Annotated in this window: 23 protein-coding genes; 12 read left to right on the top strand and 11 right to left on the bottom strand. The window is 65.5% G+C overall.

Annotated features, from left to right (window positions below; genetic code table 11):
• Window positions 1-126 precede the first annotated feature (126 nt).
• The 3 genes from M4578_RS07425 (at window position 127) to M4578_RS07415 (ending at window position 3,028) form a co-directional block, all read left to right on the top strand.
• Entirely contained in the window at window positions 127-780 is a 654-nt protein-coding gene (locus M4578_RS07425) for a histidine phosphatase family protein (protein ID WP_258092827.1), read from the top strand.
• A gap of 62 nt (window positions 781-842) precedes the next feature.
• Window positions 843-1,907 (top strand): saccharopine dehydrogenase, encoded by a 1,065-nt coding sequence (locus tag M4578_RS07420; protein WP_258092826.1) that lies wholly within the window; start codon window positions 843-845, stop codon window positions 1,905-1,907.
• The gene (locus M4578_RS07415) at window positions 1,904-3,028 is read left to right on the top strand and encodes a saccharopine dehydrogenase C-terminal domain-containing protein (RefSeq protein ID WP_258092825.1); all 1,125 of its coding nucleotides are present in this window, start codon (window positions 1,904-1,906) and stop codon (window positions 3,026-3,028) included. The genes M4578_RS07420 and M4578_RS07415 overlap by 4 nt, the downstream gene beginning before the upstream one ends.
• Before the next feature lie 544 nt (window positions 3,029-3,572).
• Here M4578_RS07415 and M4578_RS07410 read toward each other — a convergent pair.
• The 5 genes from M4578_RS07410 to coxB all read right to left on the bottom strand — a co-directional run bounded on the left by M4578_RS07410 (window position 3,573) and on the right by coxB (window position 7,066).
• A complete protein-coding gene (locus M4578_RS07410; protein ID WP_258092824.1) occupies window positions 3,573-4,373 on the bottom strand; it encodes a cytochrome c oxidase subunit 3 in 801 nt (266 codons plus the stop codon).
• 25 nt (window positions 4,374-4,398) lie between these two features.
• Window positions 4,399-4,983 (bottom strand): cytochrome c oxidase assembly protein, encoded by a 585-nt coding sequence (locus M4578_RS07405; protein WP_258092823.1) that lies wholly within the window; start codon window positions 4,981-4,983, stop codon window positions 4,399-4,401.
• Window positions 4,973-5,149, bottom strand: a complete 177-nt coding sequence (locus M4578_RS07400; protein WP_258092822.1) for a hypothetical protein — start codon at window positions 5,147-5,149, stop codon at window positions 4,973-4,975. Before M4578_RS07400 ends, M4578_RS07405 begins: the two co-directional genes overlap by 11 nt.
• On the bottom strand, window positions 5,146-6,096 hold the full coding sequence (cyoE, locus tag M4578_RS07395; RefSeq protein ID WP_258092821.1) for a heme o synthase: 951 nt from the start codon (window positions 6,094-6,096) through the stop codon (window positions 5,146-5,148). Before cyoE ends, M4578_RS07400 begins: the two co-directional genes overlap by 4 nt.
• A 64-nt stretch (window positions 6,097-6,160) precedes the next feature.
• Window positions 6,161-7,066: a cytochrome c oxidase subunit II gene (coxB, locus tag M4578_RS07390; protein WP_258092820.1), complete on the bottom strand. Its 906-nt coding sequence runs from the start codon at window positions 7,064-7,066 to the stop codon at window positions 6,161-6,163.
• Between the two features lie 191 nt (window positions 7,067-7,257).
• Here coxB and tldD point away from each other — a divergent pair, with 191 nt between their 5' ends.
• From tldD to M4578_RS07360, 6 genes are all read left to right on the top strand, one after another.
• Window positions 7,258-8,679: a metalloprotease TldD gene (gene tldD, locus M4578_RS07385; RefSeq protein ID WP_258092819.1), complete on the top strand. Its 1,422-nt coding sequence runs from the start codon at window positions 7,258-7,260 to the stop codon at window positions 8,677-8,679.
• Between the two features lie 113 nt (window positions 8,680-8,792).
• A complete protein-coding gene (gene dprA / locus M4578_RS07380; protein ID WP_258092818.1) occupies window positions 8,793-9,962 on the top strand; it encodes a DNA-processing protein DprA in 1,170 nt (389 codons plus the stop codon).
• A 156-nt stretch (window positions 9,963-10,118) separates the two neighbouring features.
• Window positions 10,119-12,815 (top strand): type I DNA topoisomerase, encoded by a 2,697-nt coding sequence (topA, locus tag M4578_RS07375; RefSeq protein WP_258092817.1) that lies wholly within the window; start codon window positions 10,119-10,121, stop codon window positions 12,813-12,815.
• Window positions 12,816-13,019: 204 nt separating this feature from the next.
• The gene (locus M4578_RS07370) at window positions 13,020-13,580 is read left to right on the top strand and encodes a L,D-transpeptidase (protein WP_258092816.1); all 561 of its coding nucleotides are present in this window, start codon (window positions 13,020-13,022) and stop codon (window positions 13,578-13,580) included.
• Between the two features lie 113 nt (window positions 13,581-13,693).
• The gene (locus M4578_RS07365; protein WP_258092815.1) at window positions 13,694-14,398 is read left to right on the top strand and encodes a CoA transferase subunit A; all 705 of its coding nucleotides are present in this window, start codon (window positions 13,694-13,696) and stop codon (window positions 14,396-14,398) included.
• Window positions 14,398-15,024 carry a 3-oxoacid CoA-transferase subunit B gene (locus tag M4578_RS07360; protein WP_258092814.1) on the top strand — a complete coding sequence of 209 codons (627 nt, stop codon included), beginning with the start codon at window positions 14,398-14,400 and terminating at the stop codon, window positions 15,022-15,024. Before M4578_RS07365 ends, M4578_RS07360 begins: the two co-directional genes overlap by 1 nt.
• A gap of 75 nt (window positions 15,025-15,099) precedes the next feature.
• Here the strand turns inward: M4578_RS07360 and M4578_RS07355 are convergent, their stop codons facing one another.
• The 3 genes from M4578_RS07355 to M4578_RS07345 form a co-directional block, all read right to left on the bottom strand.
• Window positions 15,100-15,633 carry a phasin gene (locus tag M4578_RS07355; protein ID WP_258092813.1) on the bottom strand — a complete coding sequence of 178 codons (534 nt, stop codon included), beginning with the start codon at window positions 15,631-15,633 and terminating at the stop codon, window positions 15,100-15,102.
• Window positions 15,634-15,919: 286 nt separating this feature from the next.
• Window positions 15,920-16,366 (bottom strand): phasin family protein, encoded by a 447-nt coding sequence (locus tag M4578_RS07350; protein WP_258092812.1) that lies wholly within the window; start codon window positions 16,364-16,366, stop codon window positions 15,920-15,922.
• 131 nt (window positions 16,367-16,497) lie between these two features.
• Window positions 16,498-18,291, bottom strand: coding sequence for a PHA/PHB synthase family protein (locus M4578_RS07345; protein WP_258092811.1), 1,794 nt, complete (start codon window positions 18,289-18,291; stop codon window positions 16,498-16,500).
• 163 nt (window positions 18,292-18,454) lie between these two features.
• On the opposite strand from M4578_RS07345, the gene phaZ reads away from it, so the two are divergent.
• Complete coding sequence (gene phaZ / locus M4578_RS07340) at window positions 18,455-19,714, top strand: polyhydroxyalkanoate depolymerase (protein ID WP_258092810.1); 1,260 nt, start codon at window positions 18,455-18,457, stop codon at window positions 19,712-19,714.
• 227 nt (window positions 19,715-19,941) lie between these two features.
• On the opposite strand, the gene M4578_RS07335 is transcribed toward phaZ, so the two are convergent.
• Together M4578_RS07335 and M4578_RS07330 are read right to left on the bottom strand one after the other, a co-directional pair.
• A complete protein-coding gene (locus M4578_RS07335) occupies window positions 19,942-20,478 on the bottom strand; it encodes an adenine phosphoribosyltransferase (RefSeq protein ID WP_258092971.1) in 537 nt (178 codons plus the stop codon).
• 12 nt (window positions 20,479-20,490) lie between these two features.
• Window positions 20,491-21,114 (bottom strand): LysE family translocator, encoded by a 624-nt coding sequence (locus M4578_RS07330; protein ID WP_258092809.1) that lies wholly within the window; start codon window positions 21,112-21,114, stop codon window positions 20,491-20,493.
• Window positions 21,115-21,466: 352 nt separating this feature from the next.
• On the opposite strand from M4578_RS07330, the gene M4578_RS07325 reads away from it, so the two are divergent.
• Window positions 21,467-22,213: a hypothetical protein gene (locus M4578_RS07325; protein WP_258092808.1), complete on the top strand. Its 747-nt coding sequence runs from the start codon at window positions 21,467-21,469 to the stop codon at window positions 22,211-22,213.
• Here the strand turns inward: M4578_RS07325 and M4578_RS07320 are convergent.
• The gene (locus M4578_RS07320) at window positions 22,210-23,091 is read right to left on the bottom strand and encodes an S-methyl-5'-thioadenosine phosphorylase (RefSeq protein ID WP_258092807.1); all 882 of its coding nucleotides are present in this window, start codon (window positions 23,089-23,091) and stop codon (window positions 22,210-22,212) included. The genes M4578_RS07325 and M4578_RS07320 overlap by 4 nt on opposite strands.
• A gap of 274 nt (window positions 23,092-23,365) precedes the next feature.
• Between M4578_RS07320 and M4578_RS07315 the strand changes: the two genes are divergently transcribed.
• Window positions 23,366-24,943, top strand: a 1,578-nt coding sequence (locus M4578_RS07315; RefSeq protein ID WP_258092806.1) for a SulP family inorganic anion transporter, incomplete at its 3' end; no start/stop codon positions are given.

The following is a 24,943-nucleotide window of genomic DNA, read 5'->3' as shown; positions in this document are numbered from 1 at the left end:
TCTGTTGCGATGGCGTGCCCGTGGCGCGGTCGGGCCGTGCGTATTTGCAAAGAGAAGAAGCACCGGGGCCTTGGGTTTTCATTTCCCCTGCCGGCTCGTAAGAGGCGGGGGAAAGGAAGGTGCTTCATGTCCCATGTCACGCTGGTGCGTCACGGTCAGGCCAATACCAAGGCGCGCGACGAGATCTCTTATGACCGGCTGAGCGATCTGGGGCGGCAGCAGGCGCGCTGGCTGGGGGCGCATCTGCGCGGCACCGGCGAGCGCTTTGCGCGGGCCTATAGCGGCACGCTGACCCGGCATTGCCAGACCGCCGAAGAGATGGATCTGGGGCTCGAGGTGGTGCGCGATGCGCGGTTCAACGAGCTTGAGTATTTCACCATGGCGACGCTTTTCGCCGAGCAGCACGGGGTTGCGATCCCGGTGAATCGCGAGGGCTTCATCCTGCATATGCCGCGGCTTTTCACCGTCTGGCGGGAAGGTGGCCTGGAAGGAGCACCCGAGAGCTTTGCGGATTTCGAGGCGCGGGTGTCGGAGGCGCTGCGGGAGGTTGCGGCGGGTGAGGGACGCGCGGTGGTGGTGACCTCGGGCGGGGTGATCGGCTTTGCGATGCGGGCCACGATGGGGCTGGGTATGGGCGCGCTGGCCCATGCCTGCCTCGCCATCGAGAACAGCTCGCTGAGCCGCTTCCAGCCGCTGGCCACCGGGCTGGCGCTGACCCAGTTCAACGCGGTGCCGCATCTGGACGGGGCCGGGCGGGCGCATGCCCGGACGCATCTTTGAGCCGCGGGTTTTCCCGTGGCACCGGCTGCGATAGCGTGGCGCGAAACGAACGGAGTGAGAGCATGACACATCTCTGGGTGCGCGCCGAACAGCGCCCGAACGAGGACCGGGTGGGGATCACCCCCGAGGGGGTGGCGGCGCTGGTGGCGCAGGGGATGCGCGTGACGGTGGAGCAGAGTCGCAGCCGGGTGATCGGCATCGACGGCTATCGCGACGCCGGGGCGGAGATCGCCGTCGAGGGCAGTTGGCCGGAGGCGCCGCGCGAGGCGCTGATCTTCGGTCTCAAGGAGCTGCCGGAGGATGGCACGCCGCTGGTGCACCGGCACATCATGTTCGGCCATGCCTATAAGGGGCAGCCCGCGGGGCAGGTGCTGCTCAGGCGTTTCGCGGCGGGCGGTGGCGCGCTTTACGATCTGGAATATCTGGTGGATGCCGAGGGGCGCCGGGTGGCGGCGTTTGGCTACTGGGCGGGCTATGCCGGGGCGGCGGTGTCGCTTTTTGCCTGGGCGGCGCAGCAGGCGGGCGGGATCTGCGATCCGGTTTCGGTCTGGCCCAATTCGCCGGAGATGGAGGGCGATCTGACCTCGGCGCTGAATGCCGCCGCCGGGCCCGCGCGGCCGCGTGCCATCGTGATCGGCGCGCTGGGGCGCGTGGGACGGGGCGCGAGCGATCTTTGCGCCAAGATGGGGGTGGAGGTCACGCAATGGGACATGGCCGAGACCGCCCATGGCGGACCGTTCCCCGAGGTGCTGGCGCATGAGCTGTTTCTCAACTGCATCCTGGCACGGCCGGGCACGCCGGTCTTTGTGCCGGCCTCGGCGCCGGGCGATCCGCGCCGGCTGACGGTGATCGGCGACATCGCCTGCGATCCTGACAGCGATTTCTCGCCCGTGAAGGTCTATGACCGCGCCACCAGCTGGGAGGCGCCGGTGCTGCGGGTGCATGAGGATCCGCCGCTCGACGTGATGGCGATCGACAATCTGCCCTCGCTGCTGCCGCTGGAGAGCAGTCGGGATTTCGCCGGGCAGTTGCTGCCCTGGCTGAAGGGGCTCGATGCGCTGGACGAGGGCGTCTGGGGCCGGGCCCATGAGACTTTTCTGGAATTCAAACCGGAGGCAGGGGCATGATTCACTGGTGCGGAACGGGGCTTTCGTCGGTGCCGGGGCTGCGGCGGCTGATCGCGGACGGCCATGAGGTGACGGCATGGAACCGCACGCCTGAGAAGGCGCGCGCGGCCGTGGGCGATCTGACCGACGCGATCCGGGTCTTCGACCTGCCCGCGCTGGAGGCGGCGCTGGCGCCCGGCGATGTGGTGGTCTCGATGCTGCCCGCCGACTGGCATGTGCCGCTGGCGGAGCTGGCGATCTCGAAGGGCGCGCATTTCGTCTCGTCGAGCTATATCGCGCCGGAGATGCGCGCGCTCGACAGCAAGGCCAGGGCGGCGGGCGTGGCGCTGGTCAATGAGGTGGGGCTCGATCCGGGGATCGACCATCTGATGGCGCATGATCTGGTGCGGGCCTACCGCGCCTCCGATGCCTTCGACGCCGAAAACGCCCTGAGCTTCGTGAGCTATTGCGGCGGCGTGCCGAAACAGGCCAACGCCTTCCGCTACAAGTTCTCCTGGGCGCCGGTGGGCGTGCTGAAGGCGCTGCGCTCGCCCTCGCGCTCGATCCGGCATTTCACCGAGCTGAACGTGGCGCGGCCCTGGGATGCGCTGGGGCGCTACGATGCGCCGCTCGATCCGCCCGAGAGCTTCGAGGTCTACCCCAACCGCGACTCGCTGCCCTTCATCGCGCAGTATGAGTTCGGGCCGGACTGGACGGTGAAGGATTTCGTGCGCGGGACGCTGCGGCTGAACGGCTGGGCCGAGGCCTGGAAGGAGATCTTTGCCGCGGTCGAGACGGCGGATGACGCGGCGCTGGCGGATCTCGCGGCGGAGCTTCTGGAGAAGAACGCCTATGAGGAGGGCGAGCCCGACCGTGTGGTGCTTTGCGTCTCGCTGAAGGCCGAGAAGGCGGGCGCGACGGTCTGGCACAAGACCTGGGTGATGGATGCCTGGGGCGACGCGCGCGGCACGGCGATGGCGCGGCTGGTCTCGGTGCCGGTGTCGCTGGCCATCGAGGCGGTGCTGAACCGCGAGATCGCGCCGGGCGTGTCGGCGGCGCCATCAGATCCGAAGCTGGTGACGCGCTGGCTGGGTGAGGTGCAGGGGCTGGCGCAGCGGCTGATGCTGGTGGACGAGGGCTGAGAGGAGGGCGTCCGTTCGGTTTGGTGGGCAGATTGCCCACCCTACATCCAGGCGGTGTCCGGGCGCGGAACAAGGCCGCAGGCCGCCGCGCCATCGCCGGCCCGTTCGGGCGGGCTGGCGATCTGGTGACGCTTGCGATGCGTGTCGAGGTCCTTCGGATATGGCCGGGATAAAGTAAGAGGTTCGACGGGCAGATCGCCACCCCACGGGCCGGCGCTGACGCGGCAAACCCGAGCGTCTGATCCGGCTGCAATCCTGCCAACCGCTCATATACGCACCCCAAAAAATGCGGGCCGCGGAGGCCCGCTTTTCCGTTTTCGTCCTGTCGCGTGGGGCTCAGGTCCGCCGGGTGCGGTGGGCAGGATTGCCCACCCTACACGCGCCGTGCAGGCCGATGATGAAATGACCGCTTCGCATTGCCCCACATCAGGGCACCGCGCAAACGTCGTAGGGTGGGCAATCTGCCCACCGCACCAGAGCCTCCACCCAACAAAAAAGCGGGCCCCAGAAGGCCCGCTTTTCTTTTTGCATTGTCGTGAGAGGCTCAGCCGCCCCAGACGTAGACTGCGGCGAAGAGGAACAGCCACACTACATCGACGAAGTGCCAGTACCAGGCGGCGGCTTCGAAGCCGATATGCTTGGTCTGGGTGAAATCGCCCTTCAGCAGCCGCAGAAGGCAGACGAAAAGGAAGATCGTCCCGATGATCACGTGCACGCCGTGGAAGCCCGTCGCCATGAAGAAGTTGGCGCCGTAGATGTTGCCCGAGAAGCCAAAGGCCGCGTGGCTGTACTCATAGGCCTGGAACACGGTGAAGATCATGCCGAGCACGATGGCGATGATCAGGCCCCATTTCATGTCTTCGCGGTTGTTCTCATGCACCAGCGCGTGGTGCGCCCAGGTGGCCGCCGCGCCCGAGCAGAGCAGGATCAGCGTGTTGATCAGCGGCAGGTGCCAGGGATCGAAGGTCTCGATGCCCACCGGCGGCCAGGGGCCATCGACCGCGGGCGAGTTCGGGCCCATCGGGTAGAGCGCGTGTTTGAAGAACGACCAGAACCAGGCGAAGAAGAACATCACCTCGGACATGATGAAGAGGATGAAGCCGTATTTCAGCCCGATCTGCACCACCGGCGTGTGGTCGCCCACACGGCTTTCGGCGATCACGTCCGACCACCAGCCGAACATCACGTAGAGCACGGCGACGAACCCCGCGAGGAAGATCCAGGGGCCATGGTCGTGGAACCACAGAACGGCCCCGAACAGCATGACGAACGCCGAAACCGAGCCCATGAAGGGCCAGATAGAGGGGTTCAGAATGTGGTAGTCGTGGTTCTTAGCGTGCGCCATCTCGTTTCCCTCGTTGGATAGGCGTTCAGTTCACGGAGCTTTCGTCCGCAGTCTTCGTATCGAGCGCGGCCTGCGTCTCTTCGGGCAGGTCGATCTCGTAGAATGTGTAGCTGAGCGTGATGTGCTTGGTGTATTTCGCGTCCCGGTCGTTGACGATCTCGGGATCGACGAAGAAGCTCACCGGCATCTGCACGCGCTCGCCCGGCTGGAGCACCTGCTCGGTGAAGCAGAAGCACTCGATCTTGTCGAAATAGGCCCCGGCCTCGTAGGGGTAGACGTTGTAGCTCGCCTGGCCCGCGACCGGGTGGTCGGTGGGGTTGTATGCCTCGTAAAAGGCCAGCCCCTCTTCGCCGATGCGCAGGGTCATCTCGGTCTGGACCGGCTTGAATTCCCAGGGGAAGCCGCGCGCCTTGGACCCGTCGAAGCGGATCTTGATGGTCCGGTCGAGGATCTCGCCCGCCGGGCCCTCGGCGACATTGGTGGTGCCGCCAAAGCCGGTCACCCGGCAGAACCAGTTGTAGAAGGGCACCGCCGCCCAGGCCATGGCGCCCATGAAGACCACCACGCCGACGAGCTGGAGAAGCGTCTTGTTCTTGCCGTCAGTTGCCATTCTGCACCTGTGCGTTGCCCTGGAGCGCGGCAGAGAAGTTGCCGCTGGTCACCTTGACCACCGTCATGCCGAAGACGATGGCGATGAAGGCCGCCAGCACCAGCCCGACGCCGAGATTGCGTCCGAAGCGGCGCTTGTGCAGTTCGTGTTGCTTGGCGATGCTCATGCCCAGCCTCCCAGCCCGAATTGCGCCAGCCCGGCCTCTGCCAGAATCGCGCCGAAATGCGCGAAGAGGTAGAGCAGTGAGAGCTTGAAGAAGCGCTTCTCGGTTTTGAAATTGTCCGCTTCCGACTCCGCTTCGTCGCGGCGGAAGATCTCCCAGGCGCCCTTGAGGAAGAGCGCGTTCAGCACCAGCGCCACGGCCAGATAGACCGGCCCGCCGACGGCGGTGAACCCGGTGCCGATGGCGAGCGCCGCCAGCAGCACGGTGTAGACGAGGATATGCACGCGGGTGGCGCGGCGGCCGTGGGTCACGGTCAGCATCGGCACGCCCGCATCGTCGTAATCGGAGCGCATGAAGAGCGCCAGCGCCCAGAAATGCGGCGGCGTCCACATGAAGGTGAGGCAGAACATCAGCACCGCCTCGACGCTCACCGAGCCGGTGGCCGCGGCCCAGCCGATCATCGGAGGGAAGGCACCCGCGGCGCCGCCGATCACGATGTTCTGCGGCGTCGAGCGCTTCAGCCACATGGTGTAGATCACGACGTAGAAGAAGATGGTGAAGGCCAGCAGCCCGCCCGCAAGCCAGTTGGTGGCGAGGCCCAGGAAGACGCAGGAGAAAGCCGAAAGCGCCAGACCGATGGCCAGTGCCTCGCCCGGCTCCACCCGGCCTGCGGGGATCGGGCGCTTGACGGTGCGCTTCATCACCGCGTCGATATCGGCGTCCCACCACATGTTCAGCGCGCCCGAGGCGCCGCCGCCCACGGCGATGAACAGGATCGCGCAGAAGCCGATGAACGGGTGCACCGGCACCGGAGCGGCCAGCAGGCCGACCAGCGCCGTGAACACCACCAGCGTCATCACCCGGGGCTTGAGAAGGGCGAAGTAATCGCCGAACCGTGCCTCTCCGGGCTGGGCTGCGCTTACGGTGGTGTTGGTGCTGAGATCGGTCATGCGAAGATCTGGGGCTCTTTCAGGTCGTCAGGGGCGCGCCCGGCGAAGGGCGCGCCGGGAGGGCTCAGGAATTGGCCAGGAACTGGCGCACATCCACATAGCCGCCTTCCTCTTCCGAGGCGGCGAGCCAGGCGTCATAGGCTTCCTGGCTGACCACTTTCACGGTGATCGGCATATAGGCGTGCGAGATGCCGCACAGCTCCGAGCACTGGCCGAAATAGACGCCTTCGCGCTCGGCGGCGAACCACAGCTCGGCGATCCGGCCCGGCACCGCGTCCTGCTTCACGCCGAAGGCGGGGATGGTCCAGGAGTGGATCACGTCGGCGCCGGTGACCTGCATCACAACGGTGGCGCCCACGGGCACGACGACCGAGGTGTCGGTGGCCAGCAGCCAGTCTTCCTTGGCGTAGCCGGCCTTCACCAGTTTCGCTTCCATCGCCGAATCGAGCACATAGGCGCGGGCGCCGGCCTCTTCGTCCTCGGCTTCCAGCGTTGCGGGCTGGCCGATCATGTAGCTTTCATAGGCCAGATCGGTGCCGATATATTCATAGCCCCAGTACCACTGGTAGCCGGTGACCTTGATGACGATGTCGCCCTCGGGGATCTCCTGCTGCTTGAACAGCACCGGCAGCGAAAACGCCCCGATGACCACGAGAATGATGATCGGCGCGATGGTCCAGGCCACCTCGATGGGGGTGTTGTGGGTGAAGCTGGCGGGGGTCGGGTTGCTGCGGCGGTTGAAGCGGATGAACGCAAAGACCAGCAGCGCCACCACAAACAGCGTGATCGCCGTGATGATGATCAGCAGCATTCCGTCCAGCCATTGAAGGTCGCGCGCCAGCTCGGTGGCGGCGGGCTGGAAGCCGACCCCCCCCATGTGCGGGCGTCCCACCACCTCCAGGTCCTGAGCGATGGCGGGCGCGGCCAGAAAGCTGGTCATGAGCCCGGTCAGCATCGAAATCTTACGCATGTGTCACCTGATCCGGTTGTCGTTCTTGTTCGTTCGCAGGAGGATACGAACCGGGCGGTGCGCCCGGGCGAGACCTCCTCCCCTCAAAGTTCCGCTCTTTAAAAAGCACAATCCGTGCATCAAATAAAGCAGGTCTGGCGCGTCAAAAAGGCGCTTTTTTTGATCTGGATCAAATAAATCGAGGTAACCCCATGGCCGAAGCCCCCTTTCGCCCCTTTGAAACAGCGCTGGACCCCGACCGGACACTGGCGCAGCTGCGTGCGGCGCTGGCGGGCGCCGAGGACGGGGAATTGTTCCTCGAACGGCGGCGATCCGAGGCGCTGGTGCTCGATGACGGGCGAATCAAGACCGCGAGCTACGATGCGTCGGAGGGATTCGGCCTGCGCGCGGTGAAGGGCGAGGTGGCGGGCTATGCGCATGCGACCGAGCTGTCGGAGTCGGCGATCGCCCGCGCGTCCGAGACCGCGCGGCTGGCGGTGGGTGACGGCGGGGGCGTGCTGGCGCCGCCGCCGCCGGGCACCAACCGCAAGCTCTATACCGATGCCGACCCGATCGCCGGGCAGGCCTTTCCGGTCAAGGTCGAGACGCTGCGCGAGATCGACGCCTATGCACGCGCGCTGGACAAGCGGGTGGTGCAGGTGACCGCCACCATCGCGGCGAGCTGTCAGGAGGTGGCGATCCTGCGCCCCGAGGGCACGCTGGTGACCGACATCCGTCCGATGACCCGCGTCACCGTGAGCGTGATCGTGGAGGAGAACGGCCGCCGCGAGGCCGGCAGTGCCTCCGGTGGCGGGCGCTTTGTCCTCGACGGGCTGCTGGAGGCGCCCGACTGGCAGGAAAAGGCGCGCGAGGCGCTGCGCGTGGCGCTGGTCAACCTGCGCGCCGAGGCGGCGCCCGCGGGCGTGATGGACATCGTGCTGGGGCCGGGCTGGCCGGGCATCCTGCTGCACGAGGCCATCGGCCACGGGCTGGAGGGCGATTTCAACCGCAAGGGCTCCTCGGCCTTTGCCGGGCTCATGGGCCAGCGCATCGCGGCGCCGGGGGTCACGGTGCTCGACGACGGCACGATCCCCGACCGGCGCGGCTCGATCACCGTCGATGACGAGGGCACGCCCTCGGGCAAGAACGTGCTGATCGAGGATGGCATCCTTGTGGGGTATATGCAGGACCGGCAGAACGCGCGCCTGATGGGCGTGGCACCCACCGGCAACGGGCGCCGCGAGAGCTATGCCCATGCGCCGATGCCGCGCATGACCAACACCTATATGTTGGGCGGCGAGGCCGATCCGCAGGACATCGTGGCCGATCTGAAAGACGGGATCTGGGCGGTCGGTTTCGGCGGCGGTCAGGTGGACATCACCAACGGCAAATTCGTGTTCTCCTGCACCGAGGCCTACCGGGTGAAGAACGGCAAGGTCGGCGCGCCGGTCAAGGGGGCGACGCTGATCGGCGACGGTGCCACGGCGTTGCAGCAGATCCGCGTGCTCGGCAACGACATGGCGCTCGATCCGGGCATGGGAAATTGCGGCAAGCAGGGGCAGTGGGTGCCGGTGGGCGTGGGCCAGCCGACGGTGATGATCGGCGGGCTGACCGTGGGCGGCGCACAGGCCTGATCCCGCGCGGGCGCGGTGGGCAAATTGCCCACCCTACGATTTCTCGGTGCCGTTTACCGCCGGTTAAGGATGTCTGCGGTAGATCTGGTCCTGCAAGCAGATGGGGCACAGGGATGACCGAGGACAGCAGCAGCTCTTCTTCCACTCACCCCCCACTCCCACCCACCACGGAAGACGATCGGCTTTCCTGGCTCCGTCTCTTGCGCTCTCGCCGGGTCGGCGTGACGACCTTCTGGCGGCTTCTTTCCGAACATGGCACGGCGCAGGCGGCGCTGGCGGCGCTGCCCGAGGTGGCCGCCGCGGCGGGGGTCGCGGAGTACCGGATCTGTCCCGAGGGCGTGGTTCTGGCCGAGATCAAGGCCGCCCGGACCTTTGGAGCGCGCATGGTGCCGCGCGGCGCGCCGGAATATCCGTCGCTTCTGGCGGAGATTTCCGATCCGCCGCCGCTGCTCTGGGTCTCCGGCGATCCGGCCTGCCTGTCGCGGCCGATGGTGGCGCTGGTGGGCGCGCGCAACGCCTCGTCTCTGGGAACGCGCATGGCCAGGGTGCTGGCGCGGGGGCTGGGCGATGCCGGGCTGACCGTGGTCTCGGGGCTGGCGCGCGGCATCGACGCGGCGGCGCATCACGCGGCGCTCGACAGCGGCACGGTGGCGGTGATGGCCGGGGGCGTGGATGTGCTCTACCCCTCGGAAAACACCCGGCTCGCCGAAGAGATCCGGGCGCGCGGCGGCGCGCTGGTCTCGGAGCAGCCGATGGGGCTGCAACCGCAGGCCCGGCATTTCCCGGCGCGCAACCGGATCGTTTCGGGCATGGCGCGGGCCACGGTGGTGGTGGAAGCGGCGGCGAAATCCGGCTCGCTCATCACCGCGCGCTGCGCGCTCGATCAGGGGCGCGAGGTGCTGGCGGTTCCGGGCCATCCGCTGGACGCGCGGGCAGGGGGCTGCAATATCCTCATCCGCGACGGCGCGCGGCTCATCCGCCACAGCGAGGATGTGACCGAACTCCTGGGGCCGCTGCCCCGCACCGCCGCGGTGCAAGCCGAACTGCCGCTCGACGCCCCGCCGCCGCTGCCGCCGGCAGCACCGGAAACGCGCTCGCTGCGCGACACCGCCGCATTGCACCGCGAGATCCTCGCGCGGCTCGGCCCCGCGCCGCTGGCCGAGGATCAGCTCATCCGCGATCTGGCCGAACCCTCCGACAGCGTGGCCCCCGCGCTCACCGATCTGGAGCTCGAGGGGCGGATCCTGCGGCAGCCCGGCGGGCTGCTCTGCCGGGTGACATAGCGGCTGATTTAAGCGGCAGACGCCGGCGCAAACCCGTGTTGCAGGCGCGGCATCCGGCCTCGGATTGACATTTCCCCCTTGCGCCCCACATGTTCCGCCGCCATACGCGCCTCGCGCTCAGCCTGTGGTCGTATTTCCAGGAAAGGTGGTCATTTCATGCCCGTTGTCGTCGTCGAATCCCCGGCCAAGGCCAAGACAATCAACAAGTATCTGGGATCCGATTACACCGTTCTGGCGTCCTACGGCCACGTCCGCGACCTGCCTCCGAAAGACGGCTCGGTCGATCCTGAGCATGATTTTTCGATGACCTGGGAGATCGGCAGCGACTCGCGCAAGCATGTCGCGGCCATTGCCGAGGCGCTGAAATCCGACAACGCCCTGATCCTCGCAACCGACCCCGATCGCGAGGGCGAGGCGATTTCCTGGCACCTGAAAGAAGCGCTGACCAAGCGCCGCTCGATCAAGAAGGACACCGCCGTCAGCCGCGTGACCTTCAACGCCATCACCAAATCCGCCGTCACCGAGGCGATGAAGAACCCGCGCGAGATCGACGCGCCGCTGGTCGAGGCCTATCTGGCCCGCCGCGCGCTGGACTACCTCGTGGGCTTCAACCTGAGCCCGGTGCTCTGGCGCAAACTGCCGGGCGCCCGATCGGCCGGGCGTGTGCAGTCGGTCTGCCTGCGGCTCATCGTCGAGCGTGAGATGGAGATCGAAGCCTTCAAGCCACGCGAATACTGGCAGGTCAAGGCGCTGCTCACCACGCCGCGCGGGCAGGAATACGAGGCGCGGCTGACCGTGCTGGCGGGCAAGAAGCTCGACCGTTTCGACATCGAAAACGCCACCCAGGCGGAGCTGGCGGTGCAGGCGATCACCTCGCGCGCGCTCAAGATCGCCAGCGTCGAGGCGAAACCCTCGACCCGCAACCCCTCGGCGCCGTTCATGACTTCGACGCTGCAGCAGGAAGCCAGCCGCAAGTTCGGCATGGGCGCGCGGGTCTGCATGAACGCGGCGCAGCGGCTCTATGAGGCGGGGCACATCACCTATATGCGAACCGACGGCATCGACATGGCGCCCGAGGCGGTCAGCGCCTGCCGCGACGCCATCGCCGACCGCTACGGCAAGGAATACGTGCCGGGCAGTCCGCGCATCTACAAGAACAAGGCCAAGAACGCGCAGGAAGCGCATGAATGTATCCGCCCCACGGATATGACCAAGGATGCCGCGAGCCTGAAGCTGCGCGAGGACGATCAGCGCAAGCTTTACGATCTGATCTGGAAACGGACGCTCGCCTGCCAGATGGAAGCCGCGCGGCTGGAACGCACCACGGTCGAGATCGCCAGCGAGGACGGTCAGGTCGGGCTGCGCGCGACGGGGCAGGTGGTGCTCTTCGACGGGTTCCTCAAGGTCTATGAAGAAGGGCGCGACGACGTCGAGAGCGACGACGACAAGCGCCTGCCGCAGATCATGACGGGCGAACCCGCCGCCTTTGCCAAATCGAGCCTTCAGGCGCAGTTCGACAAGGCCAGCGACAGCGCCGCCGATGTGGTCGAAAGCGCTTCGGCGGGCATGCAGAAAAGCGCCGCCGCCGTGCTGTCGCAGAACGGTGCGGTGCTGGCCACGCAGAGCTTTACCCAGCCGCCGCCGCGCTACACCGAGGCGACGCTGGTCAAGAAGATGGAAGAGCTGGGCATCGGCCGCCCTTCGACCTATGCCAGCGTGATCGGCACCATCCAGGACCGCGAATACGTCCGCAAGGAACAGAACCGCCTGATCCCCGAGGACAAGGGCCGGATCGTCACGATCTTCCTGCTGAACTTCTTCCGCACCTATGTGGGCTACGAGTTCACCGCCGAGCTGGAAAACGAGCTCGACGAGGTCTCGGCGGGCGAGATGGATTACAAGCAGCTGCTCGCCAAGTTCTGGCGCGATTTCTCGGCGGCCATCGCCGAGACCTCGGAGTTGCGCATCTCCGAAGTGCTCGACGTGCTGGACGAGGCGCTGGCGCCGCAGCTTTACCCGCCGCGCGACGACGGCTCCGATCCGCGCATCTGTCCGAAATGCGGGCAGGGGCGGCTGCATCTCAAGACCTCGCGCACCGGCGGGTTCGTCGGCTGCGGCAATTATCCCGAATGCACCTACACCCGCCCCATCGCGGGCGAGGGCGCCGATGGCGAGGAGCGTCTGCTGGGCATCGACCAGGAGGACGAGATCTGGCTCAAGGCGGGCCGTTTCGGGCCCTACGTGCAGCGCGGCGAGCCGACGCCCGAGAACAAGAAGCCGCCGCGCGCCTCGCTGCCCAAGAAGGGCGCGAATTTCCTGCCCGGCTGGTCGCCCGACGACATGACGCTGGAAAAGGCGGTGACGCTGCTGACGCTCCCGCGCGAGATCGGGATGCATCCCGATGGCGGGGTGATCAAGGCCAACCTCGGCCGCTTCGGCCCCTATATCATGCACCAGCTGCCCGACGAGGCGAAGCCGGTCTATGTGAACCTCAAGGAGTTCCAGGAGGTTTTCGAGATCGGGATGAACCATGCGGTCGAGCTTCTGGCCGAGAAGCGGGCCAATCCGGGTCGGGGACGCGGTGGGGCTGCCAAGGCGCTGAAGGAGCTGGGCGAGCATCCGGACGGTGGCAAGATCGCCGTCTACGAGGGGCGCTACGGGCCGTATGTGAAATGGGAAAAGGTCAACGCGACGCTTCCCAAGGAGACCGAGCCGGGCGACGTGACGCTTGAGGCGGCGCTTGCGCTGATCGCCGAGAAACAGGCGAAAAAGGGCGGTAAGAAAAAGCCCGCTGCCAAGAAGACGGCCACGGCGAAGAAGGCTCCGAAGAAGGCGGCGGCGAAGAAATCCTGACGCTTCGGCGCTCCGGAACGGGGATTTGCACTGCTTTTGAGCGAAAAAGTAACGGGATATTCGCCTGATTCGCGAATTTTCCCGGTTTTTCGTGATTTTTTCGCATCGTGGCGAGTCTGCAAGAAGATGTGATTGGAAAATGGTGCGTCGAAGCCCCATTTTTAAGCGTATATTTCTTGAAACGAAGGAAACAAAGGCAAAGCCATGGCTGACAAGCTGTATTCCCGCCGTGCTCTCATGGGTGCCGCCGGTGCGGCGGCGCTGCTCCCGGTCGTTCCGGCGCAAGCGCGGGCGAAGAGTTTGGTGCGCCACAATATCTCGAGCTTTGCCATGCAGGACTGGCGCGACCATTTCGAGACGCCGGGCGTGGCGAGCATCGTTGCCGACACCGCTTCGCGCGCGCTGCATTTCTGGAATGCCGACGGCACCGGCTATCGGGTCTATCCGACCTCGGTGCCGAAGACCGATGAGCTGACCAAGCGCGGCTATACCGAGATCGTGCGCAAGGTGGTGGGCCCGTCCTGGACACCGACTCCCTCGCAGCTCGAACGTTATCCGGACTGGAAACCGATCCCTCCGGGGCCCGACAACCCGCTTGGCACCCATGCGATGTATCTGGGCTGGCCCGCCTACATCATCCACGGCACCCACGACACCCGCAAGATCGGGCGCCGCAGCTCGGATGGGTGTATCGGACTTTACAACGAGAAGATCGCAGAGCTGTATCAACTCTGCCCGATCGGCACGCAGGTGCGGGTCATCTGACCCTCCCTTCCCCGAGAGCTTTGCAGAGGTGGCGCGAAAGGCGCCGCATTCGTTGACTTTGCAACGGCATCGCGGCACAACATCCTGCAATTGCTTCAGGAGGGGAGTTTTCCATGAAGAAGGTCTACGGCTCGGCGGCGGAAGCGCTCGATGGGCTTTTGCAGGGCGGAATTTTGATTGCGGCGGGGGGCTTTGGCCTGTGCGGCATTCCTGAACTGCTGATCGACGCCATCGTCGAGAGCGGTGTGAAGGATCTGACCATTGCGTCCAACAACTGCGGGGTCGATGGGTTCGGCCTCGGCAAGCTGCTGGATACCAAGCAGATCAAGAAGATGATGTCGTCTTACGTGGGCGAGAACGCCGAGTTCATGCGCCAGTACCTGTCGGGCGAGCTGGAGCTCGAGTTCAACCCGCAAGGCACGCTGGCCGAGCGTATGCGCGCCGGCGGCTGCGGCATTCCGGGCTTCTACACCAAGACGGGTGTGGGCACTGTGATCGCCGAGGGCAAGGAAGTGAAGAACTGGGGGGGCCAGGATTACATTCTGGAAGAAGGCATCTTCGCCGATCTCTCCATCGTCAAGGCGTGGAAGGCGGACACCACCGGCAACTGCATCTTCCGCAAGACCGCGCGTAACTTCAACCCGCCGGCGGCCATGTGCGGCAAGGTCTGCGTGATGGAAGTGGAAGAGATCGTCGAACCCGGCGAACTGGACCCCGATCACATCCACCTTCCCGGCATCTACGTGCACCGCATCATCAAGGGCGAGCACGAGAAGCGGATCGAACAGCGCACCGTGCGCAAGCGGGAGGAAGCGTAATGCCCTGGGATCGCAACCAGATGGCCGCGCGGGCGGCCGAGGAACTCGAAGACGGCATGTATGTGAATCTCGGGATCGGCATCCCGACGCTGGTCGCCAACTACGTGGGCGACAAGGACATCACGCTGCAATCGGAAAACGGCATGCTGGGCATGGGCCCGTTCCCCTTCGAGGGCGACGAGGATCCCGACCTGATCAACGCCGGCAAGCAGACCATCACCGAACTGCCGCGCACCGCCTATTTCGACAGCGCCACCAGCTTCGGCATGATCCGGGGCGGCAAGATCGCGGCGGCGATCCTGGGCGCCATGGAGGTCGATGAAAAGGGCGATCTGGCGAACTGGATGATCCCCGGCAAGCTCGTGAAGGGCATGGGCGGCGCGATGGATCTGGTGGCCGGTGTCGGCAAGGTTATCGTGGTGATGGATCACACCAACAAGCATGGCGACAGCAAGGTGCTGAAGGAATGCACCCTGCCGCTGACCGGCAAGGGGGTGGTCGACCGGATCATCACCAATCTCGGTGTGCTGGATGTGGTCGAGGGCGGATTGAAGATCGTCCAACTGGCCGATGGCGTCAGCGAGGAAGAGCTGCGCGCCGCAACCCAGGCGACGATCGTCGACTGACCTTGTCTGTTCGTCTCTGAACAAAGAAAACGCGGCCCTGGGGCCGCGTTTTTCGTTTTCAGCCGTGCTTTGGGGTCAGCTTTCGGGGGCGGCAGGGGCCGGCGGGGTGGCGGGCTCTGCGGCGGCCTTCTTGGCGGCGGCGGTGGGGCGCTTGGCGGCGGTGGTGGCGGTCGTCGTCGCCTTTTCCGCGGCCTTCTCGGTGGCCTTGACGCTGGCGGCGGCGGTGGCTGTCACATCATCGGCCATATCCTTGCCGACGGCCATCAGCAGCTCGAAAGCCGAGGTCTGGACGCTCTTGGCGACATCGCCATAGGCCGCCATATGGTCGGACAGGCTCTGCACCTGCGAGGACGCGAAATCGGCCATGGCCTGCGCATAATCCACGGGCGCGGGCTTGGCCTTGGACAGATCGCCCATGCGGTCCAGCGTCTCCATGGTCCAGCCCACCGAAATCTCGGTGGTCTTGCCGGCGGCGTCGAGCGCGATGGCCGAGGCTTTCTCGCTGAAACCGGCCGAGGTCTTCCAGGCGTCTTCCATCGCCGCGGTGTCCATCGGCCAGCTGCCCATCATGTCTTTCAGGGTGTCGGTGAAATCTTGCGTCAGTGCCATGTGTCGGTTCCTCCTTGCGGAATTGCGGCGGATGCTCCGCCTTGGCTTACGCTAGGGTAATGTTGACGCCGCAGTGCAGCATTGCAAGCCCCGGAGCGTGAATTTCAGGAAAGTTTCATGAAATGAGCGGCTCTCCGCCCAGATGGGGGTGTCTTCTTAACTATATGAATTTAAATAAAAAAGGGCGGGCTCAAAATAGAACCCGCCCCACGTCATTGCGCCGGATTGGGAGGAGAGGGGCGCAATGTCTGTGCCCGGCCCAAGGGAGGAGGGGCCGGGAATGCGATTACTTCGCGGTCGCTTTCTTGGCGGCGGCGGTCATGTCGTCGGTGGCCTTCTTAACGGCGGCGGTGGCGTCTTCGGTGAAGTCCTTGCCGGCGGCCATCATCAGTTCCACGGTGTCCATCTGGACCTTCTTCGCGATCTCGGCGAAGGCGGCCATGTTCTCGGCGGCGACTTCAGCCTGGGCGGAGGCGAAATCGGTCATCGCCTTGGCGTAATCGGCCGGCTCTTTCTTGACCTTCGACATATCCGTGAGCTTGGCCAGGGTGTCCTTGGTCCACTTGGCGGAGATCTCGGTCGACTTCTCGGCGGCTTCCAGAGCAACGGACGACAGCTTTTCGTTCAGCGTCGCGGTGGTCTTGAAGGCTTCGTCCATGGCTTTGGTGTCCACGGGGAAGGAGCCCATCATGTCTTTCATCATGGCGGTGAAGTCTTGCGTCTTGGCGGCCATTGCAAAATTCCTGTCTGTCTGCCCCGGGGGCCCACCCCCCGTATTCATCGGCTGACAAGAATATGAATGCTGCGGTGCAGCATTTCAAGTGAAATTTCTGCAACGCAGCATAATTCTGCAAATGGTTGATTTTACTGGTTGGCTTTCACGCGCACATAGGTGCCGGGGGCGGGGCAGAGCGGCGGATGGGCCGAATCACCCGGTTGACGTGCGGGCACCAGCTTGCCCGAGCGCTTGCGCAGCCAGGCCTCCCAGACCGGCCACCAGCTGCCTTCGTGGAAGCTGGCGGTGTCCAGCCACTCCTCCGCGCTCAGGCTCAGGTCGGGGTTCAGGTAGTGGCCGTATTTCTTCTTGCTCGGCGGGTTGACAATGCCGGCGATATGGCCGGACTGCCCGAGGATGAAGTTCTTGGAGCGCGATCCCATCTTCTGTACGCCGCGGTAGCAATCCTTCCACGCGGCAATGTGGTCGGTCTCGGCGGTGACCGACATCAGCGGCACATCCACATCGTGCAGGTCCAGCGTCTCGCCCATCAGCTCGAACCGGCCTTCCGAGAACTTGTTGTCCTGGCACAGCCCGCGCAGATACTGCATCGCCATGCGCCCGGGCAGGTTGGCGCCGTCGCCGTTCCAGTAAAGCAGATCGAAGGCCGGCGGCGTCTCGCCCATCATGTAGGAGCGGATGGCCGGCGTGTAGATGAGATCGGTGGAGCGCAGGAAGGAGAAGGTGCGCGCCATGATGAAGCTCTTGAGGATGCCGCTCGCCTTCACCTCCTGTTCGATCCCGTCGATGAAATCGTTTTGCAGGAAGGGGGTGAACTCGCCCTGATCGCTGAAGTCGGTGAGCGCGGTGAAGAAGGTGGCGGATTTCACCTGCTTGTCGCCGCGTTTCTTGAGCAGCGACAGGGTGAGCGCCAGTGTGGTGCCGGCGATGCAGTAGCCGATCACATTGAGCTGCTCGACGCCGCAGATTTCCCGGACGATGCGCATTGCCGTCAGGAACCCGTCCTCGACGTAATCCTCGAGCCCGACATCGCGATAGCTCTCATCCGCATTGACCCAGCTCACCACAAAGAGCGTATAGCCCTGATCGGTGATCCAGCGGATCAGGCTGTTCTCGGGTTTGAGGTCGAGAATGTAGTATTTGTTGATCCAGGGCGGGAAGATCAGCAGCGGCGTTTCGCGGACCTTGTCGGTGGTCGGCGCATATTGGATCAGCTCCATCATGCGGTTGCGCCACACCACCTCGCCCTTGGCGGTGGCGATGTTGCCGCCGACCTCGAAGGCGTTCTCGTCCACCAGACGGACCACCAGCTCGCCATTATTGGCCTCGAGATCCGCGACAAGGTTCTCCAGCCCCCGCACGAGGCTCGCCCCCTCGGTTTCCAGCGCCTTTTGCAGCGCGTCGGGATTGGTGGCGAAGAAATTCGTCGGCGCCATCATGTCGGTGATCTGCTGCGCGAAATAGCGCAGGCGGCGCTTTTCGGTCTCGTCGAGATCCTCGATCTTGCCGACCGCGTCGCGGATCGCCTCGGAACTGATGAGATATTGCTGCTTGATGTAGTTGAAATAGGGATTGCTGTCCCAGAGCGGGTTCTTGAAGCGGCGATCCTTCGGGCCGGTATCCTCGGGCGGGGCGAGCTTGCCCTCGGCCAGCGCCTGCTGGGCCTCGATGAAATGGTGCAGGGATTTGCCCCAGTATTCCACCTGCTGCTCGAACACCTTGGACGGGTTGTTCAGCCATTCCTGCCAATAGGCCTGGGCGGCCTTGGAGTAGAGCGTCGGCTCGGGGCCTTGCAGGGCGGGATTGGACGGCTTGCGATGCGCAAGCGCATCCATCAGCCGCTGGGTCAATTCCTCTACCTTGGCAAGATTGTCGTCCAATTTTTCGCGTTCAGGGCTGATGACGCCACCTTTTGTTGTCATAAGCGCGAATCCCCCCTATCTTCTCCCATACTTAGAATAACGATGCCAAAGCCGCGGGCAAAGCGGTGAATCGGTTCGAGTTCGGGCAAGTCTTGGGTGCAGAGGGGAGAAATGCAGACCGGGGCCGGGTGCCTGGCTATGTCACGGAACAGGAGACCCGCTCATGCGGTACATGGCGACCTACGATCTGATGGAGACGCTGCGCAACACCAACCAGTGGCTCGGTGCAACGGCGAAGTCGATGGCGTCCTATCCGGCGCTGGCAGTGATGCCGAACCCGATGATCAGCTGGCTTGCCGCCTGGGGCGAGGTGACCGAGCGCAGCTTTCAGCGCATGGTCGTCAAGCCGAGCTGGGGGATCCGGTCGATCACCTGCGCCGACGGCCGCGACCACCTGGTCGAGATCGAGACCGTGGTGGAGAAATCCTTTGCCGATCTCATCCATTTCAACGTGGTCGGGCGCGAGACCAAGCCGCGCAAGATCCTGCTGGTGGCGCCGATGTCGGGCCATTACGCGACGCTGCTGCGCTCGACGGTGATCTCGCTCATCCCCGATGCCGAGGTCTATGTGACCGACTGGAAGAACGCCCGCGACATCCCGGTGAGCTGCGGCAAGTTCGATGTCGAGGATTACACGCTTTATCTCATGGATTTCATGCGCGAGCTGGGCCCCGAGACCAATGTGATCGCGGTCTGCCAGCCGGCGCCGCTGACGCTGGCGGCCACCGCCTATCTGGCCGAGCTCGACCCGGATGCGCAGCCGCGCACGCTGACCCTGATCGGCGGGCCCATCGACCCCGACGCCACCCCCACCGACGTGACCGATTTCGGCAATCGCGTGACCATGGGGCAGCTCGAGGAATCGATGATCCAGCGCGTGGGGTTCAAGTACAAGGGCGTGGGGCGGCTGGTCTATCCGGGCCTGTTGCAGCTCACCTCCTTCGTGTCGATGAACGCCGACCGCCATTCCAAGGCGTTTTCCGAGCAGATCCTGCGGGTGACGCGCGGCGAGGCCTCGGATCACGATGCGCATAACCGGTTCTACGACGAATATCTGGCGGTGATGGACATGACCGCCGAGTTCTACCTCTCGACCGTCGAACGGATCTTCAAGAACGGCGAGATCGCCAAGAACAGCTTTGTGGTCGCGGGGCACAAGGTGGATATCGGCAAGATCACCGATGTCGCGGTGAAGACCGTCGAAGGGGCCGAGGACGACATTTCGGCGCCCGGGCAATGTATCGCGGCGCTGGAGCTGTGCACCGGGCTGCCCGAGAGCAAGAAGGCGAGCCATCTTGAGCCGGGCGCGGGCCATTACGGCATCTTCGCGGGTAAGAGCTGGCGCAACAATATCCGGCCGCTGGTGCTGGAGTTCATCGACGCAAATGCCGGCAAGACCCGCAAGGCGGCCAACGCCGCCTGATCCGGTGGGGCGCCTGCGGCGCGCAGGGTGTCTCGGCCCCCGTCCTTGCCGGGGGCCTCGGGGGGCTCTGGCGGGGGTGACGCCTTGTCCGGGGCGTTGCGATTCCGGCGGGGTTTGGATTTTGCGTATTTTAAAAAGAGAAGAAGGCCAGGGGCGGTGCTTTTGCCCTTCTTCTCTTTCCAAATACGCAAATATCGGTGCGTCGGGCCGGGCGCGAGGCGCGTGGGTCAGAGACCCTCGAAGGCGCAGAGCGCGTGCACATCCATGCCCATCGCCTCGAGCTTCTGGCGCCCGCCCAGATCCGGCAGATCGACGATGAAGGCGCAGCCGATGATCTCGCCGCCCAGCCGTTCCACCAGCTTGATGCCCGCCTCGGCGGTGCCTCCGGTGGCGAGCAGGTCATCGACCAGCAGGATACGTTCGCCGGGTGCGATGGCGTCGTCGTGGACCTCGACCACCGCCTCGCCATATTCCAGCGTATAGCTTTCCGAGATCACCGCGCCGGGCAGCTTGCCCTTCTTGCGGATCGGCACGAAGCCCGCCGAGAGCTGATGCGCCACCGCGCCGCCGAGGATGAAGCCGCGCGCCTCGAGCCCCAACACCTTGTCGAAATGCACCCCGGCATAGGGGTGCAGGAGTTGGTCGATGGCCATGCGGAAGCCGCGGGCATCGGCGAAAAGCGTGGTCACGTCGCGGAAGACGATCCCCTCATGCGGGAAATCGACGATGGCGCGAATATAGTCGCGGACCTGTTTCTGCTGGATCATCGGCGGGGCTCAGGCGGCGCGGCGCAGGGTGGCGGTCAGCAGCCCCATGCCGATCAGCGCGGTGCCGCCGGCGCGGGTCAGCCAGGCGATGACGCGGGGCCGCGCGATGGCGCTGCGCAGACGGTCGGCGGCCAGCGCATAGACCAGCGCGTTGAGCGCGGCGAGCCCCACGAAGGTGGCGACCAGGATCGCGAATTGCGGCAGCAGCGGGCGGCTGGCGTCGAGGAACTGCGGCACGAAGGCGATGAAGAAGGCGATGCTTTTGGGGTTGAGCGCGGTCACCGCGGCGGCATGGGCGAAGACGCCCCTGGGGGTGACCTCGGTGCTGGGCAGGGCCAGCCCCTCTTTCGGCGCGGAGCGGAGCAACCTGATGCCGAGCCAGACGAGATAGGCGGCCCCGGCCCATTTCAGCACGGTGAAGAGCAGCGCCGAGGTCAGCACCAGCGCGCCGAGCCCGGCCAGCGAGAGCGACATGGCGGTGAGATCGCCGAGTGCCACGCCAGCGGCGGAGGCGACGGCGACCGAGCGGCCCTTGGAGAGCGCATAGGACAGCACCAGAAGCACGGTGGGGCCGGGGATCAGCAGCAGCGCGGTGGAGGCGGCGACGAAGGTCAGCCAGAGATCGAGGGGCATGGGCGGGAGTCCTGAAATCGTTTCCGGTACTGTGGCGCCCGCGTGCCGGCGGTGCAATCCGTCGCGCGAGCCGGCGATGAAAAACCGGGCCTTGCTGCGGGTGTTTTTGGTGTGGAAAACACCCATAGATTGTTTTTGGTCGTCTTTTCCGGCATGATCCCGCCATTCGAGCAGATTCATTTGACCTTTTTCGGAGATTGAGATGACCCAAGTTTTGTTTTCAGCGGCCGTCTGTGCCGTGGTGCTCGCCACGGTCGCTCAGGCGCAGCCGCAAACGCCCCCGGTCCCGACCTGTCCGGAGACGCATTACCAATGCGGCCCCGGCATCTGCTGCCCGAAATAGGAGGCACCGATGTTCCGGATCGTTCTTTCCGCCGTCGGGCTGACGACGGCGATGCTGGTGGGGTTCTCCTTCCTCATGGGGATCAGCAAGATGGATGTCTCCATCAAGCACGAGATGCAGCGCCATGTGGTGGCCGAGCCGTTCGAGGCCGGCGATATCGTGGCGCTCTCGCCCGACGGGCAGCGGCTCGAGGGGCTGCTCTGTTCGCTGGATCTGCGCTCGCCGGCACGGCGCGACAGCGAAATCCGCGCACGCTATTACAATATGGTCGATGACACGCAGGAGCGGTTTTTCCGCTACGTGCGCGCGGCGAAGGCGCTGTTCGGTCTGCCCGCCGAAGACGGGGCGCCCGCCGACAATGCGCTCTTCGGGCGTGGCCTGACCTTTACCGGCGAGGTCAGCCGGGTGGTCGGCCAGATCGAGGAGCGCATGCCCGTGGACTGCTGGTGCAACGTCGCCCGGGCGGTGGTGGAGCGCAAGAACAAGGCCTGCGTCGTCGAGAAATCGCTGGTGGAAACCACGCTGGAAGCGGGTGGGGACGGCCACAGGCTGCGCACCACCGTGGGGATCAGCTTCCGTCCGGAACCGATCCTCGTCAGCGATCCGAGCGCGCTGGCCGCGATGTGCCCGACGCTGAACACCCGGGCGGTGGCGCCGAAAGATCAGGATTGCGGCGGCACCAGCGGATTCACCTTCGATGTGGTCGCGCGCGCCAAGGTGGGGCTGATCCGCGAGGCGCCGATCCCGGGCAATTAGGCGCCGTCGAGCACCCGCCCGGCGACCGCATCGAGCCGGGCCAGCAACGCCGGGTCGCGCTTGTCGGGCGCGGTGAGCAGGGCGTGATCGAGCGCGCGGTCGCAGCCATGCGGGCAGGGCGCGCGCTCGGTGCCGAGCAGGGCGGGCAGCCGGCGCACCATGCTGCGCGCCTTGTCGGCATTGCCCAGCAGCACCTTGACGATGTCCGAAATGTCCACCGCGCCGTGATCGGGGTGCCAACTGTCGTAATCGGTGACCATGGCGACGGAGGCGTAGCAGAGCTCGGCCTCGCGGGCGAGCTTGGCCTCGGGCATATTGGTCATGCCGATCACATCCGCGCCCCAGCTTTCGCGGTACATCCGCGATTCCGCCAGGGTGGAGAACTGCGGGCCCTCCATGGCCAGATAGGTGCCGCCGTCATGCACCGTGATGCCCGCGTCCCGCGCCGCCGTCAGGCAGGCGGCGCCGAGCCGGGGACAGGTGGGATGGGCCACCGAGACATGCGCGACGCAGCCGGTGCCGAAAAAGCTCTTTTCGCGGGCGAAGGTGCGGTCGATGAACTGATCGACGATGACGAAATCGCCCGGCGCCATCTCTTCGCGGAACGAGCCGCAGGCGGAGACCGAGATCACGTCGGTGACGCCCAGCCGTTTCAGCGCGTCGATATTGGCGCGGTAGGGGACGGAGGAGGGGGAATGCACATGGCCGCGCCCGTGGCGCGGCAGGAAGGCCATCTTCACCCCGTCGAGCGTGCCCGTCAGGATCTCGTCCGAAGGCGTGCCCCAGGGCGAGGCAACCGCCGTCCAGCGCTTGTCCTCCAGCGTATCGAGGTCGTAGACGCCCGATCCTCCGATCACGCCGATCATGGTCTCTGTCATGCGAGCTGCTCCGTGCGGTTCGGCGGCAGCCTGCAATGGCCGGCGGGAGAAGGAAAGGGGCCGCACCCGCAAAGAGGGAAAAACCTTGCGCCCGGGCGCAGGGATGCGGCGGAGGGGGGCACACCGGCCGGCACGCGCCGGGAACGAGAGGCCGGATCGCCCGCAGGGCCCGGCGGAGGCCCGGCCGAACGGGAATTTCGAGCAAGCGGGTGGTGTTTTTCACCGTGGTGCAGTACCCCGGCCCCGCGCGCAAGCAACGAACAGGACAGACCCGATGGCCAAGGCCCTACTGGCTCGCTACGCCAGCCGCATTTCCATGCCCGACCTGAGCATTCACCCGACCGGCCGCCTGACCCCCGGCCAGATCAAGACCGATGTGCTGTCGGGCCTGACCGTGGCGCTGGCGCTGGTGCCCGAGGCGGTGGCCTTTGCCTTCGTCGCAGGGGTGCACCCGCTGGTGGGGCTGTATGCGGCCTTTATGGTGGGGCTGATCACGGCGGTCTTCGGCGGAAGGCCCGGGATGATCTCGGGGGCGACGGGGGCGCTGGCGGTGGTCATGGTGGCGCTGGTGGCCGAACACGGGGTGGAGTATCTCTTTGCCACGGTGGTGCTGATGGGGATCCTTCAGATGATCGCCGGTGCGCTGCATTGGGGCAAGTTCATCCGGCTGGTGCCGCATCCGGTGATGCTCGGCTTCGTCAACGGGCTTGCCATCGTGATCTTCCTCGCGCAGCTCACGCAGTTCAAGGTGCCCGGATCGGGCGGCAGCGAATGGCTGAGCGGCATGCCGCTTTTCCTGATGCTGGGGCTGGTGGGGCTGACCATGGCGGTGATCTGGGGCCTGCCCAAGCTGACCCGCGTGGTGCCCGCGCCGCTGGCGGGCATCGTGGTCACCGCCGTTCTGGTGATCGCGCTGGGGCTGGACACGCCGCGCGTCGGCGACATGGCCTCGATCGAGGGCGGGTTCCCGACCTTCCATATTCCCGCGGTGCCGCTGAGCTGGGAAACCTTCGAGATTATCGCCCCTTACGCGGTGATCCTCGCAGCTATCGGGCTGATCGAAAGCCTGCTGACGCTGAACCTTGTGGGCGAGATGACCGGCCAGCGCGGCGGCGCCAGCCAGGAATGCATCGCCCAGGGCGCCGCCAATACGGTGACCGGCTTCTTCGGCGGCATGGGCGGCTGCGCCATGATCGGCCAGTCGATGATCAACGTGAAATCCGGTGGCCGGACCCGCATCGCCGGGATCGTCGCGGCGCTGTTCCTGCTGAGCTTCATCCTCTTCGCCTCGCCGCTGATCGAGATGATCCCGCTGGCGGCGCTGGTGGGGGTGATGTTCATGGTGGTGATCGGCACTTTCGCCTGGAACTCGCTGCGCATCCTCTTCCGGGTGCCGCTGACCGATGCCTTCGTGATCGTGCTGGTGACCGTGGTGACGGTCTATGAGGATCTGGCGGTGGCTGTGGTCGTGGGCGTGATCGTCTCGGCACTGGCCTATGCCTGGAACAACGCCCGCCGCATCCATGCGCGCAGCTATGTGACGCCGGAAGGGGCCAAGGTCTATCAGGTGCAGGGGCCGCTGTTCTTCGGGTCGTCGGACGGGTTCACTGAGCTCTTCGACGTCGCGGGCGACCCGTCGTCGGTGATCGTCGATTTCGCCGACAGCCGCGTTGTCGATCAGTCTGCGCTTCAGGCGATCGAGGCGGTGGCGGCGAAATACGCCGCGGCGGGCAAGCGCCTGCAACTGCGGCACCTGTCGCGCGACTGCCACAAGCTGCTCACCAAGGCCGGGCATCTGATGGTCGATAGCGATGACGACCCCGATTACGCGCTGGCGGTCGACTACCATGTG

It is taken from the genome of Salipiger pentaromativorans (genome assembly GCF_024721115.1).
Lineage (GTDB): Bacteria > Pseudomonadota > Alphaproteobacteria > Rhodobacterales > Rhodobacteraceae > Salipiger > Salipiger pentaromativorans.
The sequence above is the reverse complement of the archived record's forward strand: the minus strand, read 5'-3'. Positions and strand labels throughout refer to the sequence as shown.